Below are 15,254 nucleotides of genomic sequence, written 5' to 3' on the forward strand. Positions count from 1 at the left end.
TCCTCACGTTTATCTTTTTTATTAAGAATGGCAATTCTGGTCTTCTTCGTTGCCCACTACTACCTCTCGCTGTTCACGCAGACGTTTTACCTGCACCGCTACGCGGCGCACAAGATGTTCACGATGAATAAGTTTTGGGAGAAATTCTTCTTCCTGTTCACGTATATCTGCCAGGGCAGCTCGTTTTTGTCGCCACGCGCCTACGCGCTGCTGCACCGCATGCATCACGCCTACTCCGACACGGAGCTGGACCCGCACTCGCCGTTGTTTTCCAACAACGCGTTTGACATGATGTGGAAGACCAAGAATATCTACAACGACGTGCTCAACAATAACTATGAGCTGGCCGAGCGTTTTGAGGGTGACTACCCGGTGTGGCAGGCCATTGAGAATTTTGGCGACAAGTGGTACTCGCGCATCGGCTGGGGCACGCTCTACGTGCTGTTCTACATCCAGTTTGCCACGGCGTGGTGGCAGTATCTGCTGCTGCCCATTCACTTCCTGATGGGCCCTATCCACGGCGCTATTGTGAACTGGGGCGGCCACAAGTATGGCTATCAGAACTTTGATAACCACGACCATAGCAAGAACACGCTAGCCCTCGATTTTCTGGCTTTCGGCGAGCTGTTCCAAAACAACCACCATAAGCTGCCCATGCGCGTCAACTTCGGCGTGAAGTGGTGGGAGTTTGACCCGACCTATGTGGCCATCTGGACCCTCGACAAGGCCCGCATTATCAAAATCAAGCGTAAAAACGTGCAGCCCAAGCAGCGCACCAAAAAGCTGGCACAAGCGGCCTAGCCGCCCGATGCCCCGAAAAAGGCCGAAGTTTGACTTCGGCCTTTTTTATTGCCTTGATGCTCCGTACCTTTGCGGCCCCAAACAGGGAAATGAATTTCACCCAGACGCACGAGCTGCGTCGCACAACCCCCAAGGTTTATGGCAGTTAAAATCCGCCTCGCCCGCCGTGGCCGCAAAAAGGCCGCGACTTACGACATCGTAGTAGCCGACGCCCGCGCTCCCCGCGATGGCCGCTTCATCGAGAAGCTCGGTACCTACAACCCCAACACCAACCCCGCCACCATCAACTACGATGGTGACCGCGCCTTTTACTGGGTGATGAACGGCGCACAGCCCACCGAAACGGTGCGCGCAATGCTGGCCTACCGTGGCGTATTGCTGCGTCGTCACCTCCAGCTTGGCGTAACGAAAGGCGCCCTGACCCAGGAAGTGGCCGACCAGCGCTACCAGCAGTGGCTGAGCGACAAAGACGCTAAAATCGAAGCCAAGAAGACCGGCCTCGTTGACACCAAGGCTGAGGCTCGCGCCACCGCCCTGGCTGCCGAAACCAAGGTAAAAGAGGCTCGCGCTGCCGCCCTAGCCAAGAAGCAGGCTGACGCCCTGGCCGCTGCTACGCCCGCTCCGGCTGCCGAAGGCGAAGCTACCGAAGGCTCGACGGAGACTGCCGAGACTTCGGCCGAAGCTGGCGCCTAAGTTTTTGGGTAACCCGCTACGAAAGAACGTCATGTCGAGCCTGCTCGGCATGACGTTCTTTTTTGCCCTAGCGCCCGCACTGTTTTTACTTGTTTTTATTGTTGCCCAGCCATGACTCTCGACGAATGCTTTGAGCTAGGTTTTATTGTGAAGCCCCATGCCCTTAAGGGCGCCATGGTGACCCAACTGGACGTAGATAACGCAGCCACCTACGACCGCCTGAAAACCGTGTACCTGGCCCTGCCTGCTACGCCCACCAAGCTCACCGCCTACGAGGTAGAGCGCGTCAATCCGCAGGATGGCCTGCGCGTGCTGCTCAAGCTGCGCGGCATCAACCGCATCGAGGAGGCCGAGCCGCTGCGCGGCGCCAAGCTCTGGCTGCCCCTGAGCGAACTGCCCGAGCTAGAAGAGCACCAGTTTTATTTCCACGATGTGATTGGCTTTCAAGTGATTGATGCGCAGGAGGGTGAGCTGGGTGTCGTCGAAAACTTCTACGAATTACCGCAGCAGGACGTGCTGGCTATGCGCTACAAAGGCCAAGAAGTGCTGTTGCCAGTAGTAGATGAGCTGGTAAGCCACGCCGACATGGAGAAAAAGCAGCTCTTCGTGAACATGCCCGAAGGCCTGCTGGACATCTATATGAACCCCGGTGCCCACAAAAACCCTAACGCCGACTAATACTACTGGCTTAGGAAGAGCCGGCTACAAAATCCGACTATTCCGATAAATCCGGTAAATCCGTGGTTCAGACAGATGCGTATCGATATCCTAACCTGCCAGCCCGATTTGCTCGACAGTCCCTTTGCCCACTCCATTGTGAAGCGGGCGCAGGACAAGGGGCTAGCCGAACTCTACGTGCACAACCTGCGCGACTACGCCATTAACAAGCACGGCCAGCTCGACGACTACGTGTTTGGCGGCGGCGCGGGCATGGTGCTGCGCGTTGAGCCCATTGCCAGCTGGATTGACGAGTTGCAGGCGCAGCGGAAGTACGACGCCATCATCTACCTCACGCCCGACGGCGAGACGCTGCGCCAGCCGCTGGCCAATCGGCTCTCGCTGCTGGGCAATATGATTATCATCTGCGGCCACTATAAGGGCGTAGACCAACGCATTCGCGACCAGTACGTTACGCACGAAATCAGCCTCGGCGACTTCGTGCTCAGCGGTGGTGAACTGGCCGCCGCCGTGCTGGTCGATGCCGTGGTGCGGCTGCTACCCGGGGTGCTCGGAAATGAAGAGTCGGCCCTTTCCGATTCTTTTCAGGATGACCTGCTGGCGCCACCGGTGTACACCCGCCCGGCCGAATGGCGGGGGCTAGCCGTGCCCGAGATTCTGCTTTCGGGCAACACACCCAAAATTGAAGAATGGCGGCACGAGCAGGCCCTGGCCCGCACCCAGGCCCGCCGCCCCGATTTATTATCGGAATAAGTTAAACTGCCGCTTTACAACGGGCGCGACGGGTTGTCATTCAATGGTTCGCGTCAGGAAACTTCCTTCCAGAGCTTGTATTTGCGCGCTTAATTTTCTATCTTTGCGCTCCGTTTCGCAAAATACCAACCTGCGGGCAGCGGCGCTGCCCTCTTTGTAATTCTTTTTTCGCCATGAGCGTACTACTCGACTTCATCAATGCCGAAGGCCAGGAGCGCCGCGCCAGCTTTCCCAAGTTTGCTGCCGGTGACACCATCAACGTGCACGTAAAAATCCGCGAGGGCAACAAGGAGCGCATTCAGCAGTTCCAGGGCGTGGTTATCCAGCGCCGCAACCCCAGCAGCAACGGCGAAACCTTCACCGTTCGCAAGATTTCGAACCAGATTGGCACCGAGCGGATTTTCCCGCTGCTGTCGCCCAACATCGACAAAATCGAACTGATTCGTCGTGGCAAGGTGCGTCGCGCCCGTCTGTTCTACCTGCGCGGCCTCTCGGGCAAAGCTGCTCGTATCAAGGAGCGTCGCCGCGACGTAGTAGCTGCGGCTTAAGCTGCGCCTACCCGCAAGCCATAGAGCCGGCCTTTCCTGCGGGAAGGGCCGGCTTTTTTGCGTCTGGCTGAGTCCGAAATTGGCAACGTTGTCGGCAACGATTGCGCAGAAAAGTCTAGCACTGGGGCAGCGGCCGAAGTAGGTTTGCGGCCATCTGCTCACGTCGAACGGCTTTTCGTGGCCCAAGCGCGCTAGCCTCCCTTTCCCACCCAGCCCGATGCGCTCCCGTTTCTTAGCCGCTGCGGCGGCCTTGTGCTTACTGTTGTTAGGGGCCTTCGTGCCCGCACCCGGCAAAATCAAGGTGTATCTGATTGGCGACTCCACGATGTCGGTTAAGCAGGTAAAAGCTTATCCTGAAACGGGCTGGGGCATGCCGTTCGCGGCGTTCTTTGATGAGTCCGTCACCATAGACAACCGCGCCCAGAATGGGCGCAGCACCAAGAGCTTTCTGGCCGAAAACCGCTGGCAGCCGGTGGCTAGCGAGCTGCACGAAGGTGACTACGTGTTTATCCAGTTTGGGCACAATGACGAGGTGCCCACCAAAGCTAGCTACACGCCAGAGGCCGATTTTGTAACCAATCTCAAGCGCTTCGTAAGCGAAACCCGCAGCCACAAGGCCCAGCCGGTGCTGCTCACGCCGGTGGCCCGCCGCAAGTTCGACGCTGCGGGCAAGGTTGAGGAAACCCACGCCGCCTACGCCGAGCTGGTGCGCACCGTGGCCCGCGACACCAATACCCCGCTCATCGACCTCGACCGCAGCAGCCAGGCGCTGCTTCAGCAGTTTGGGCCCGATAATTCCAAACTGCTCTTCAACCACCTGGCGCCTGGCGAGCACCCCAACTACCCCGACGGCCGCGAAGACAACACGCACTTCAATGAGCTAGGGGCGCGCCGCATGGCCGAATTGGTACTGGCCGATATCCGGGTGCTCAAGCTACCCCTAGCTGAGCGTTTGGTACAAGGCACCGTGAAGAAAACCGTGGACCCCCAAGCCCGCTAGCCTCATTTTAGTATGAAACTCCTTCAGCTTCGCTACGCAGCCCCGCTGGCGGTACTAGGGCTACTGGCGTTTACGCCGCCAGGCCCGCCGCGCAAAACCAAGCTCTACCTCATCGGCGACTCGACGATGGCCAATAAAGTCCGGGCGACGTTTCCGGAAACGGGTTGGGGTATGCCGCTGGTCACGTTTTTTGACACCACGGTGGTAGTGGACAACCGCGCCCAGAACGGGCGGAGCACGCGCACTTTTCTGGCCGAAAACCGCTGGCAGCCAGTGGTGAGCGCCCTGCAGCCGGGCGATTATGTATTCATCCAATTTGGGCACAATGACGAGTCGCAGAACTACCCTGACCGCTACACGTCGCCCGAAGACTACCGCAAGAACCTCATCAAGTTTGTGACCGAGACGCGCAGCCGCCAAGCTACGCCCGTGCTCCTGACGCCGATTACGCGCCGGTATTTTGACAAGGAAGGCCATATCAAGGAAACACACGCGCTGTACTCGGCTGCCACGGTGGCCGTAGCGAAAGAGTACAAGGTGACGCTCGTAGACATGGACCGGCTCAGCCGCGACCTCCTGCAGCAATTGGGCGACGAAAACTCCAAGCTGCTGTTTATGGAGCTGGCGCCCGGCGACCACCCCAACTACCCGCTGGGCCGCCACGACAACACGCATTTCAATGAGCTAGGCGCCCGCAAAATGGCGCAGCTCGCCGTGCACGACCTGCAAACCCAGCATCTACCGCTGGTTGAAGAGCATCTGGCCAAGCCCTTGGCTAAGAATGCCATAGCTGCTCCTACTGGCGCCGCAGCGCAGCCTACCACTCCTTAGAATGAAAAAGCTCTTCCTACTAGCTAGCCTCAGTTTCGCGGCCCTAGCCACGCATGCCCAGGCTACCGGGCCACTCGTAGTGGCGGCCGATGGCAGCGGGCAGTTTCGCACGGTGCAGGCGGCCATCGACGCCGCGCCCAACCAAGCCGATAAGCCCGTTATTATTCAGCTCAAGCCGGGCACCTACCACGAAAAAGTGACGGTGCCGACCCTAAAAACGCACCTAGTGCTGCGCGGCACCGACGCGGCCCAAACACGTATCACCTACAGCGACCACGTGGGTATGCCCGGCATTACCACCCCTAGCTCGTTCTCGGTGCTGGTGCAGGCCAACGACTTCACGGCCGAAAACGTGACCTTTGAGAACGCCGCCGGCTACACGGCTGGCCAGGCCGTGGCACTGAATGTGGAGGGCGACCGGGCTATTTTCCGGCACTGCCGCATGATAGGCAACCAGGACGTGCTACTGCTCGCCACCGGCGGCAGCCGCCAGTATTATCAGGACTGCTACATCGAGGGCACTACCGATTTTATTTTCGGGGCCAGCACGGGCGTGTTCAACCACTGCGTGATTAAGAGCAAGAAGAACTCGTTTGTCACGGCCGCCTCTACGCCCCCAGGGCAGGCCTACGGCTTTGTGTTTATGGACTGCAAGCTGACTGCCGACACGACCCTGGCGAAGAAAGTGTACCTCGGGCGGCCCTGGCGGCCCCAGGCGCAGGTGGTGTATCTACGCTGCGAGTTGGGCAGCCACATCGTGCCAGCCGGCTGGGACAACTGGAAAAACGCGGAGAACGAGAAAATAGCTTATTACGCCGAGTATAAGTCGACCGGCCCCGGCGCCAACCCCACGGCGCGTGTGCCGTGGAGCCACCAGCTGACGGCCAAAGAGGCAAAAAAATACACGCTGAAACAAATTTTTGCCGGGAAAGAAGCCTGGGAGCCGAAGTAAGCCAGCCAAAACTCGGCTAGGCCCCGCAACAAATGGTACCTTTGCCGGGTCATTGCTTCTCTCTCCCCTACCTCCTACCCCATGCGTATTTCCCGGCTAGCCGACCAGCTGAGCGGCTCCGAAATTATCCGAATCGGCAACGCCGTGAGCGAGCAGATTCGCCAGGGCGCCACCATCTGTAACCTCACCATTGGTGACTTCGACCCCAAGCTGTTTCCCATTCCGGAGGAGCTGCGCAAGGGCGTAATGGCGGCCTACGAGGCCGGCCAAACCAACTACCCACCGGCAGCCGGCACCGCCGACCTACGCCAGGCTGCGGCCGACTTTCTGCAAAAGCGCCTGGGCCTGAGCTACTCACCCAATGATGAGCTGCTGGTGGCCGGCGGCTCGCGCCCGCTTATCTACAGCGCCTACCTGGCGCTGGTAGACCCCGGCGACCGCGTGGTGTACCCGGTGCCGTCGTGGAACAACAACCACTACTGCCACCTCTCGGGGGCTAGCCAGGTGATGGTGCCCACCCAGCCCGAAAACGACTTCATGCCCACCGCCGCCGAGCTGGCGCCGCACCTGGAGGGCGCTACGCTGCTAGCCCTGTGCTCGCCGCTCAACCCCACCGGCACGGTGTTTTCCAAGGAAGTGCTGGAAGAAATCTGCGACCTTGTGCTGGCCGAAAACAAGCGTCGCGGCCCTGATGAGAAGCCGCTGTACATCCTCTATGACCAGATTTACTGGCTCCTGACCTTCGGCCAGACCCAGCACTTCGACCCGGTGAGCCTGCGCCCCGAGCTGCGCGACTACGTGGTGTACATCGACGGTATCTCGAAGTGCTTTGCTGCCACCGGCGTGCGCGTGGGCTATTCGTTTGGGCCTAAGCTGGTGATTGACAAGATGAAATCGCTGCTGGGGCACATCGGTGCCTGGGCGCCCAAGGCCGAGCAGGTGGCCACCGCCGCCGTGCTGCCCCAGACCGACGTGGTAGACGACTACCTCAGCGACCTGAAGGACGGCCTGCAAGCCAGCCTGGAGGCTGCTTACCAGGGCCTGAAAGACCTGCGCAGCCAGGGCTACCCAGTGGATGCCATTACGCCAGCCGGCGCCATTTACCTCACTGCCCAGGTCGATATCATTGGCCGCACCACGGCTAGCGGCACGTTACTGGCCAGCACCAAGGAAATCACCGACTATTTGCTCACGGAGGCGCAGCTGGCGGTAGTGCCATTCAGCGCCTTCGGTGCCTCGGCCGCCGAGCCGTGGTTCCGCCTGTCGGTGGGCGCCGAGTCGAAAGACTCTATTCTGGCCGCGCTACCGCGCCTGCAAGCCGCACTAGACAAGCTGAAATAGCGCGAAGCTTTTGCTTCACGCTACCATCTGCCCAAAAAAAGGGCGCGTCGTTTTTACGACGCGCCCTTTTTGGTTTAAGAATACTATTACAGCGTTACGCTGCTCGTCTGGCGGATATCGCGTGAGGAGCTGCCTACCAGCAGGTCGAACTTACCGGGGGCTAGCACCCAGGCCTTCTTGCCTTCGTCATAATACTTGAACGACTCGGCGGGTAGTGCTAGGGTTATGGTTTTGGTTTCGCCGGGCTTAAGGAAGACCTTTTCAAAGGCCTTCAGCTCTTTCTCGGGGCGCTTCACGGCCGTTTGGCCGGGCTTCACATACAGCTGTACTACCTCGGCCCCGGCCACCGGGCCGGAATTGGTGACGGTGAGCTTCACGCTGGCGCTCTGCTGGCCGGGCGTCACGGTGAGGGCGCCATACTGGAAGGTGGTGTAGCTCAGGCCGTGGCCGAAGGCAAACTGCGGCGCTACTTTGTAGGTGTCGAAGTAGCGGTACCCCACGTAGATATCGTCTTTGTAAGTCTGTTTGAGCGGGTTGCCGGGCGTGCTAGGGTACTCGCCCAGCTTCATAGCGGGCGAGTCTTCCAGCTTCACGGGGAACGTGAAGGGCAGCTTGCCCGAGGGATTCACGTCGCCAAACAAGATGTGCGCCAGCGCATTGCCGCCCTCCATCCCCGGATACCACGCCTCCACAATACTCTTGGCCTGCCCGGCCCAGGCCGACACGTCGATGGGCCCGCCACCGAGCAGCACCACGGCCGTGCGCGGGTTGGCGGCCACTACGGCCTGCACTAGCTCGTCCTGGCCGAAGGGCATGTTCATGTCGGGCTTGTCGACACCTTCAGCGTCGTAGGCGTTGTCGCTCCACTTGCTATAGTCGTAGCCGTGGATGGAGCCACCCACATAAATCACCACATCGGCAGCCTTGGCGGCGGCCACCGCCTGTTGCATGAGCTGCGGGTCAGCTTTTTGCCCCCTAGCGATGGTGTAGCCGGGCGAATAGGTCACATTTACCTGGCTACCCAGCTCGTTCTTAATGCCCTGCAGGGCAGAAATCTCGTATTTGGCCTTGATTTGGCCGCTGCCGCCACCCATCGAGTTCATGCGCTCGGCATTGGCGCCGATGATGGCCACCGTCTTTACCGACTTCTTGAAAGGCAATAGATTACCCTCATTTTTTAGCAGCACGATGCCTTCCTCGGCTACCTTAAGAGCGGTGGCCTGGTGCTCTTTGGTGTTGTAGGCGCCGGGCTGGCGCTTGGCGGGGCCTAGCTGGTGGGTGGCGTACATCACCCGCAAGATGCGGCGCACCTTGTCGTCGAGCACTGGCAGCAGCGTGGGGTCTTTTTTGATGGCCTCCAGGGCGGGGTCGGCCAGGAAAAAGCGGTCGTAGTAGCTGCGAACGGGCTTGGCGGCTGCCGTGCTGGCTGAAGCCGTCGCCTGGCTCTGGTCGACGCTGCTATACATCAATGACAGGTCGGTACCCATTTCGAGGTCGGTACCATTACGTAAGGCTTCCTGGGTATCGTGCACCGAGCCCCAGTCACTCATTACCAATCCTTTGAAGCCCCACTCGCCCTTCAAAATGGTATTCATCAGATAGGCATTCTCGGTAGCGTAGGTGCCCCGAAACTTATTGTAGGAGCCCATGAGCGAGTACACGCCGCCCTGCTGCACGGCGGCCTTGAAGCCAGGCAGGTAGATTTCGCGCAGCGCCCGCTCGCTCATATCCACGTCGATGTCGTTGCGATGCTCCTCCTGGTTGTTGGCCGCGTAGTGCTTCACGCAGGCCGACACGCCCTGGCTTTGCACGCCCTGGATGTAGCCCACCACCATCTTTGACACTAAAAACGGGTCTTCGCTGAGGTACTCGAAGTTGCGGCCATTGAGAGGTGCCCGCACGATGTTAATGCCGGGACCGAGGATAATGTCCTTGCCGCGCGCATTAGCCTCGCTGCCCAGCACGGTGCCGTAGGCGTGGCCGAGCGCGGGGTTCCAAGTCGCGGCCAGGGTGTTGTTGGTAGGCAGGTACGTGCCGGCGTCGTTGGCGCCCACCGGCGGCTTCCAGTTGCGGCCCTGTTCGGGGCGCACGCCGTGCGGGCCATCGGAAGTCATGATTTCCGGAATGCCCAGGCGCGGCACGCCCCCAGCCGCAAAGGCCGAGTTGGCGTGAATCATGTGCACTTTCTCTTCCAGCGTCAGCTTGGCGAGCAGCGCGGTGATTTCGGCTTCGTGGCTGAGCAGCGCCTGCTGGGCGTTGGGGCTGGCTGAGGAAGCGACGCGCGTGCTAGGCTTAGGTTTTTGCGCCTGCGCGGCGCCGGTTGTGGCACAGAAGAGCGCCGCCGCGAGTAGCGCTTGAGCGCGAATGGCTAGGGGTTGCATGCAACAAGGCAAGAAAACAGGGTGGGAAAAGGTAGTTTAGCCGCGGCCGCGACCGCCGGCGGCCGAAGTTATGACCTGGCCGGTGAGCGCGCCCGCTATCTCAGGTTTAGGAGGGCGCGCCTAGCCTAGTTCAGCGGTTTCAACTCACTTCTCTACCCGGCAAATGCGGCTATGTAAGCTGGATAGTGTCATTAAAATGGTGTACTATTGCCCAGGCCGACCGGCGCAACTACTCATTCTATGCTTGTCGGCCAAGCATTTTCGCAGCGGCGCGCCGCCCTGGTCTTTCTTGCTTTCTCACCATCTTTTCCGTCTTATGCCCACCCAGTACCCTCGGTTTTTGCGGCTCAGCCCTGCTGCTCCCCCCGCCCTACGCCTACTCGCCCTGGCCGCCCTGCTTGCAGCAGCCAGCCCGGCCCGCGCCCAAACGGCCGCTAGCCCGCCTCAACTCGGCAAAGCCAGCCTTAAGGAGATTCTGGCCGCCCTCACCACGGAAGAAAAGGTGAAGCTGGTGGTTGGGATGGGTTTTTACCCGTCGGGTTTCCCGGCCGGAATGTTGCCGCCCGGTGACCCGGGCGACCGCGAGGTGCCCGAAAAAGTACCCGGCGCCGCGGGCCGCACCCACGCCATTGCGCGGCTAGGCATTCCCTCGCTCACGCTTTCGGATGGCCCGGCAGGCGTGCGCATCGACGCTATTCGGGGCAAGGACAGCACGAAAACGTATTATGCCACGGCTTTTCCGGTAGCCACACTGCTCGCCTCTAGCTGGGATACGACGCTGGTGCGCCGCGTGGGCGGGGCCTTCGGTAGTGAGGTGCGTGACTTTGGCATCGACGTGCTGCTGGCGCCCGGCATGAATATTCACCGCAACCCGCTAGGGGGGCGCAACTTTGAGTACTACTCCGAAGACCCGGTGGTGGCGGGCAGCATGGCGGCGGCTTTCGTCAATGGCGTAGAAGGCAACGGCGTGGGCACTAGTATTAAACACTTTGCGCTTAACAACCAAGAGTTTAACCGTATGCAGCTCAACTCGCACATCAATGAGCGGGCGCTGCGCGAAATCTACCTGAAGGGCTTTCAGCTGGCCGTGCGCAAGTCGCAGCCCTGGACGGTGATGTCGTCATACAATAAGATAAACGGCACCTACACCTCCGAAAGCCACGACCTTCTCACCACGCTGCTGCGCCAGGAATGGGGGTTTAAGGGGCTGGTAATGACCGACTGGTACGGTGGCCACGACGCGGCGGCCCAGCTCAAGGCCGGCAACGACCTGCTCGAGCCCGGCACCCATGCCCAGACGGAGGCCATTCTGGCGGCGCTCAAAAGCGGCCAGCTCACCCCCGCCCAGCTCGACGTGAACGTGACCCGCGTGCTGGAGCTGGTGCTAAAATCGCCCACCTTCAAGGGCTATAAATACAGCAGCCAGCCGGCCTTGAAGGCCAACGCGGCCGTGGCCCGCCAGGCCGCCGCCGAAAGCATGGTGCTGCTGCGCAACGAGGCCGGCACGCTACCCATAGCGGCCGGCCACCAGGTGGCGCTGTTTGGCAATACGTCTTACAACCTCATTGCAGGCGGCACGGGCAGCGGCGACGTAAACCGCGCCTATACCATCTCGCTGGCCCAGGGCCTGAGCGCGGCCGGATACACGGTAGCCTCAGCCCCTAGCCAGGCCTACGCCCAATACCTACAATCCGAAAAGGCCAAGCTACCGAAAAAGCGGAGCTTTTTTGAGCCGCTGCCCGTCATCGCCGAAATGATGCCGGACGCAGCCATGCTCGCGCAGCAGGCCCAAACGACCGATGTGGCTATTATTACCCTGGGCCGCAGCGCCGGAGAGGGCGGCGACCGCAAAGTGACCGACGATTTTGACCTCACGAGCGCCGAGCAGGCCCTTATCAAGCAGGTGGCGGCAGCCTTTCACGGGAAAGGCAAGAAGGTGGTAGTCGTCCTCAATACCGGCGGGGTGATGGAGGTGGCCAGCTGGCGCAGTCAGGCCGATGCCATTCTGCTAGGGTGGCAGCCAGGCCAGGAAGGCGGCCACGCGCTAGCCGATGTGCTGAGCGGCCAGGTAGCGCCCTCGGGCAAGCTGGCCACTACGTTTCCGGTGGCGTACACTGACGTGCCCTACGCCACCGAGTTTCCGGGCAAGGAGCTGGCCAGCCCCGGCGGGGCGGGCGGTGGCCTAATGGGTAAGCCGTCGGAAAACGCTTATAATGAAGGTATTTATGTGGGCTACCGCTACTACACTACCTTTAAGGTGAAGCCGGCCTATGAGTTTGGCTACGGCCTGGGCTACACCACGTTCGCCTACGGCAAGCTGCAGCTGAGCGCGCCTTCGCTCACAGGCAAAATCACGGCTAGCCTCAAGGTCACCAACAGTGGCCGGGTAGCGGGCAAGGAAGTAGTGCAGCTCTACGTGCACGCGCCCAAAGGTGCCCTAGCCAAGCCCGAGAGCGAGCTGCGGGCTTTTGCCAAAACGAACCTGCTAGCCCCCGGCCAGTCGCAAACCCTCACTTTCACCCTCACGGCCGCCGACCTGGCATCATATAACACCGCTGCCGAGGCCTGGCAAACCGACGCGGGCACCTACACGGCCCGCGCCGGGGCGTCGTCGCTCGACATTCGCCAGTCGGCTACCTTCACCGTGCCCAAGCTGGTGGTAGTGCAGAAAAGCTATAAGCTGCTAGCCCCACAGCAGGTAGTTAAGGAGCTCATTGTGAAGTAGTTTTCTTTGTCATTGAGCAAAAAGAAGCGTGCCAGGCTGCATTGTATGCAGCCTGGCACGCTTCTTTTTAAGATGCTGCTAGCCTGGCTAGCTTAGTTGTCGGTTACCGGCACGCGGGGCTCGTGCGCGCCCGAGTCGAAAGGCACGCCGGCATCCTTGAGCGGGGCTTTGGTGCCCAGCACTAGGGCAATGGTGGCGGCCAGGCTGGTGGCGGCCACCACGCCGGCCACTACCGGGTGCAGGCGGGCGCGGGTGTAGAGGCTGGTTTTCATTACGTGGCCGGGGTTGTGGCCGTGCACCTTGGCGTGGGGGCCATTGGGGCGGTGCAGCGAGCCGGCCGGGTCTACGGCGCGGGTGCCTTGCTGCTTTTGCTGGGCCACGCCGGTTTTGGCTTCCACCCAGTCCATTACGCCGGGCACGTACTTATTTACGCTGCTCATCACCTTGCCGCCACCGCCCACAAATACATCGCGCATGGGATTCACGGCAGCGTGCAGAATGGCGTTGGCTACTTCTTCCGGCGCATACACGGGCTGGGGCAGCTTGGGCTTCTCGCTGAGGTAGTTGCGGGCGTGCTCGGGGAAGGGCGTGTTGATAGCGGCCGGCTTGATAAGCGTTACCGACACGGGGGCTTTCTCATCGGCCAGCTCGATGCGCAGGGCATCGGTAAAGCCTTTGACGGCGTGCTTGCTCGATGCGTACATGCCCTGGATGGGCACCGACACATCGCTCACCACGCTGCCCAGGTTGATGAGCGCGCCACCGTGGCGCTTGAGGTGCTTGATGGCTTCAAGCGAGCCATTCACGATGCCCCAGAAGTTGGTGTCGTAGAGACGCTTAAAGTCTTCGAGGTTGCCCTGTTCGAGCTTGCCCCACATGCCCACGCCGGCATTATTAACCCAGGTATCGAAGCCCCCGAAATTGGCGCGGGCGGCCTCGGCCACGCGGCGCACGGCGGTGGGGTCGGCCACGTCGGCAGCAACGGTGGCTACGTGGCCCCCTAGCTGGCGGGCCACGGTGTCGAGGTCGGGCTGCGAGCGGGCCACGAGCACGAGGCGGGCGCCGGCTTTGGCAGCAGCCTTAGCGGTGGCTAGCCCGATGCCGCTGGTGGCACCGGTAATGACAATAACTTGCTGGTCGAGCGGTTTGAGTTTGACAGACATTGGGGAGGAAGTGGAAAAGGATAGTTGGAATGGCGAAGCCAGGTATTCTCCTTACGGGCGGCGCGCCCAAATGGATAAGGCTGCAAGTGAGCCGCCGGGGCTAGCCCTACCTTTGGGCTTCTATTCCCAACCCTCGCTAATGGCGGATTCTTTTTCTCAACAAGCTTCTCTTAAATCGCTGGCCCTGCTGGGCTCTACGGGCTCGATTGGCACGCAGGCCCTGGAAGTGGTGCGCGAGCAGCCGGGCCGCTTTCGGGTGGCGGTGCTCACGGCCGGGCGCCAGTGGCAATTGCTCGTGGCCCAGGCCCAGGAGTTTCGGCCAGCCGCCGTGGTTATCGGCGACGAGTTTTACCAGGAAGTGAAGGCCGCCCTGGCCGGCCAGCCCGAAACCCAGGTGCTGGCCGGTGCCGCGGCCCTGGCCGAAGTGGTGCAGCGCCCCGACGTAGACGTGGTGCTCACGGCCCTGGTCGGCTACGCGGGGCTGGTGCCTACGGTAGCCGCCATCCGCGCCGGCAAAGCCATTGCCCTGGCCAATAAAGAAACGCTGGTAGTAGCCGGCGAGCTGATAACCAAGCTGGTGCGCGAGCACAACGTGCCACTGCTGCCCGTCGATTCGGAACACTCGGCCATTTTTCAGTGCCTGGCCGGCGAGGCCATGAACCCCATCGAAAAGGTCATTCTCACCGCTTCGGGCGGTCCTTTCCGCGGCAGAGGGCCTAGCGAGCTGGCCCACATTACCAAGGCCCAGGCGCTGAAACATCCCAACTGGACGATGGGCGCCAAAATCACCATCGACTCGGCCACGCTCATGAACAAGGGCCTCGAAGTAATCGAGGCCAAGTGGCTGTTTGGGCTTGATAACGAGCAGATTGAAGCTGTGGTGCACCCCCAGAGCATCGTCCATTCGCTGGTGCAGTTTCAGGATGGCTCGCTGAAGGCGCAGCTAGGGCTGCCCGACATGAAGCTGCCCATTCAGTACGCGCTAGGCTACCCCGAGCGCCTGCGGAATGATTTCCGCCGGTTTTCGTTTCTCGACTACCCCACCCTCACCTTCGAGGCGCCCGACGCGGCCACTTTCCGCCACCTGCCGCTGGCCTACGCGGCCATGCAGCGCGGCGGCACGGCGGCCTGCGTGCTCAACGCCGCCAATGAGGTGGCCGTGGCGGCTTTCTTGCAGGATAAAGTCAGCTTTCTGGGTATGGCCGACGTGGTAGCCGAGAGCCTGGAAAGGGTGCCGTATCTTGCAGCCCCAACTCTGGCCGACTACGCCGCTACTGACGCAGAAGCGCGTCGCGTGGCGACCAAGTTGCTCGACAGTTAAGTCGTTGTCATTGCGAGCGCAGCGCGGCAATCGCCCCAGAACGAGTCGTTCGGGTGTCGTTCTGGGG

General features: G+C 60.9%; 13 protein-coding genes. 11 read left to right on the forward strand and 2 right to left on the reverse strand.

Annotated features, from left to right (window positions below; translation table 11 throughout):
* Positions 1-27: 27 nt before the first annotated feature.
* The 9 genes from J4D99_RS06350 (at position 28) to J4D99_RS06390 (ending at position 7,597) form a co-directional block, all read left to right on the forward strand.
* On the forward strand, positions 28-801 hold the full coding sequence (locus tag J4D99_RS06350) for an acyl-CoA desaturase (RefSeq protein WP_208130860.1): 774 nt from the start codon (positions 28-30) through the stop codon (positions 799-801).
* 138 nt (positions 802-939) lie between these two features.
* Positions 940-1,494, forward strand: a complete 555-nt coding sequence (locus J4D99_RS06355; RefSeq protein ID WP_208130861.1) for a 30S ribosomal protein S16 — start codon at positions 940-942, stop codon at positions 1,492-1,494.
* A gap of 111 nt (positions 1,495-1,605) precedes the next feature.
* Positions 1,606-2,172: a ribosome maturation factor RimM gene (rimM, locus tag J4D99_RS06360; RefSeq protein WP_208130862.1), complete on the forward strand. Its 567-nt coding sequence runs from the start codon at positions 1,606-1,608 to the stop codon at positions 2,170-2,172.
* A 75-nt stretch (positions 2,173-2,247) separates the two neighbouring features.
* A complete protein-coding gene (trmD, locus tag J4D99_RS06365) occupies positions 2,248-2,925 on the forward strand; it encodes a tRNA (guanosine(37)-N1)-methyltransferase TrmD (protein ID WP_208130863.1) in 678 nt (225 codons plus the stop codon).
* A 173-nt stretch (positions 2,926-3,098) separates the two neighbouring features.
* The gene (rplS, locus tag J4D99_RS06370; protein WP_173111843.1) at positions 3,099-3,473 is read left to right on the forward strand and encodes a 50S ribosomal protein L19; all 375 of its coding nucleotides are present in this window, start codon (positions 3,099-3,101) and stop codon (positions 3,471-3,473) included.
* Positions 3,474-3,690: 217 nt separating this feature from the next.
* The gene (locus J4D99_RS06375) at positions 3,691-4,473 is read left to right on the forward strand and encodes a rhamnogalacturonan acetylesterase (RefSeq protein ID WP_208130864.1); all 783 of its coding nucleotides are present in this window, start codon (positions 3,691-3,693) and stop codon (positions 4,471-4,473) included.
* 12 nt (positions 4,474-4,485) lie between these two features.
* Positions 4,486-5,304, forward strand: coding sequence for a rhamnogalacturonan acetylesterase (locus J4D99_RS06380; RefSeq protein WP_208130865.1), 819 nt, complete (start codon positions 4,486-4,488; stop codon positions 5,302-5,304).
* Between the two features lies 1 nt (position 5,305).
* A complete protein-coding gene (locus tag J4D99_RS06385; RefSeq protein ID WP_208130866.1) occupies positions 5,306-6,256 on the forward strand; it encodes a pectinesterase family protein in 951 nt (316 codons plus the stop codon).
* An 81-nt stretch (positions 6,257-6,337) separates the two neighbouring features.
* The gene (locus J4D99_RS06390) at positions 6,338-7,597 is read left to right on the forward strand and encodes a pyridoxal phosphate-dependent aminotransferase (RefSeq protein ID WP_208130867.1); all 1,260 of its coding nucleotides are present in this window, start codon (positions 6,338-6,340) and stop codon (positions 7,595-7,597) included.
* An 86-nt stretch (positions 7,598-7,683) separates the two neighbouring features.
* Here the strand turns inward: J4D99_RS06390 and J4D99_RS06395 are convergent, their stop codons facing one another.
* Entirely contained in the window at positions 7,684-9,978 is a 2,295-nt protein-coding gene (locus tag J4D99_RS06395) for a glycoside hydrolase family 3 C-terminal domain-containing protein (protein WP_208130868.1), read from the reverse strand.
* Positions 9,979-10,294: 316 nt separating this feature from the next.
* Between J4D99_RS06395 and J4D99_RS06400 the strand changes: the two genes are divergently transcribed.
* Positions 10,295-12,703, forward strand: a complete 2,409-nt coding sequence (locus tag J4D99_RS06400; protein WP_208130869.1) for a glycoside hydrolase family 3 C-terminal domain-containing protein — start codon at positions 10,295-10,297, stop codon at positions 12,701-12,703.
* Between the two features lie 92 nt (positions 12,704-12,795).
* On the opposite strand, the gene J4D99_RS06405 is transcribed toward J4D99_RS06400, so the two are convergent.
* Positions 12,796-13,866 carry an SDR family oxidoreductase gene (locus tag J4D99_RS06405; RefSeq protein WP_208130870.1) on the reverse strand — a complete coding sequence of 357 codons (1,071 nt, stop codon included), beginning with the start codon at positions 13,864-13,866 and terminating at the stop codon, positions 12,796-12,798.
* A gap of 139 nt (positions 13,867-14,005) precedes the next feature.
* On the opposite strand from J4D99_RS06405, the gene J4D99_RS06410 reads away from it, so the two are divergent.
* Positions 14,006-15,187 carry a 1-deoxy-D-xylulose-5-phosphate reductoisomerase gene (locus tag J4D99_RS06410; RefSeq protein WP_208130871.1) on the forward strand — a complete coding sequence of 394 codons (1,182 nt, stop codon included), beginning with the start codon at positions 14,006-14,008 and terminating at the stop codon, positions 15,185-15,187.
* The last annotated feature ends 67 nt before the right edge of the window (positions 15,188-15,254 follow it).

The organism is Hymenobacter sp. BT559 (assembly GCF_017571525.1).
GTDB classification, from domain to species: domain Bacteria; phylum Bacteroidota; class Bacteroidia; order Cytophagales; family Hymenobacteraceae; genus Hymenobacter; species Hymenobacter ginsengisoli.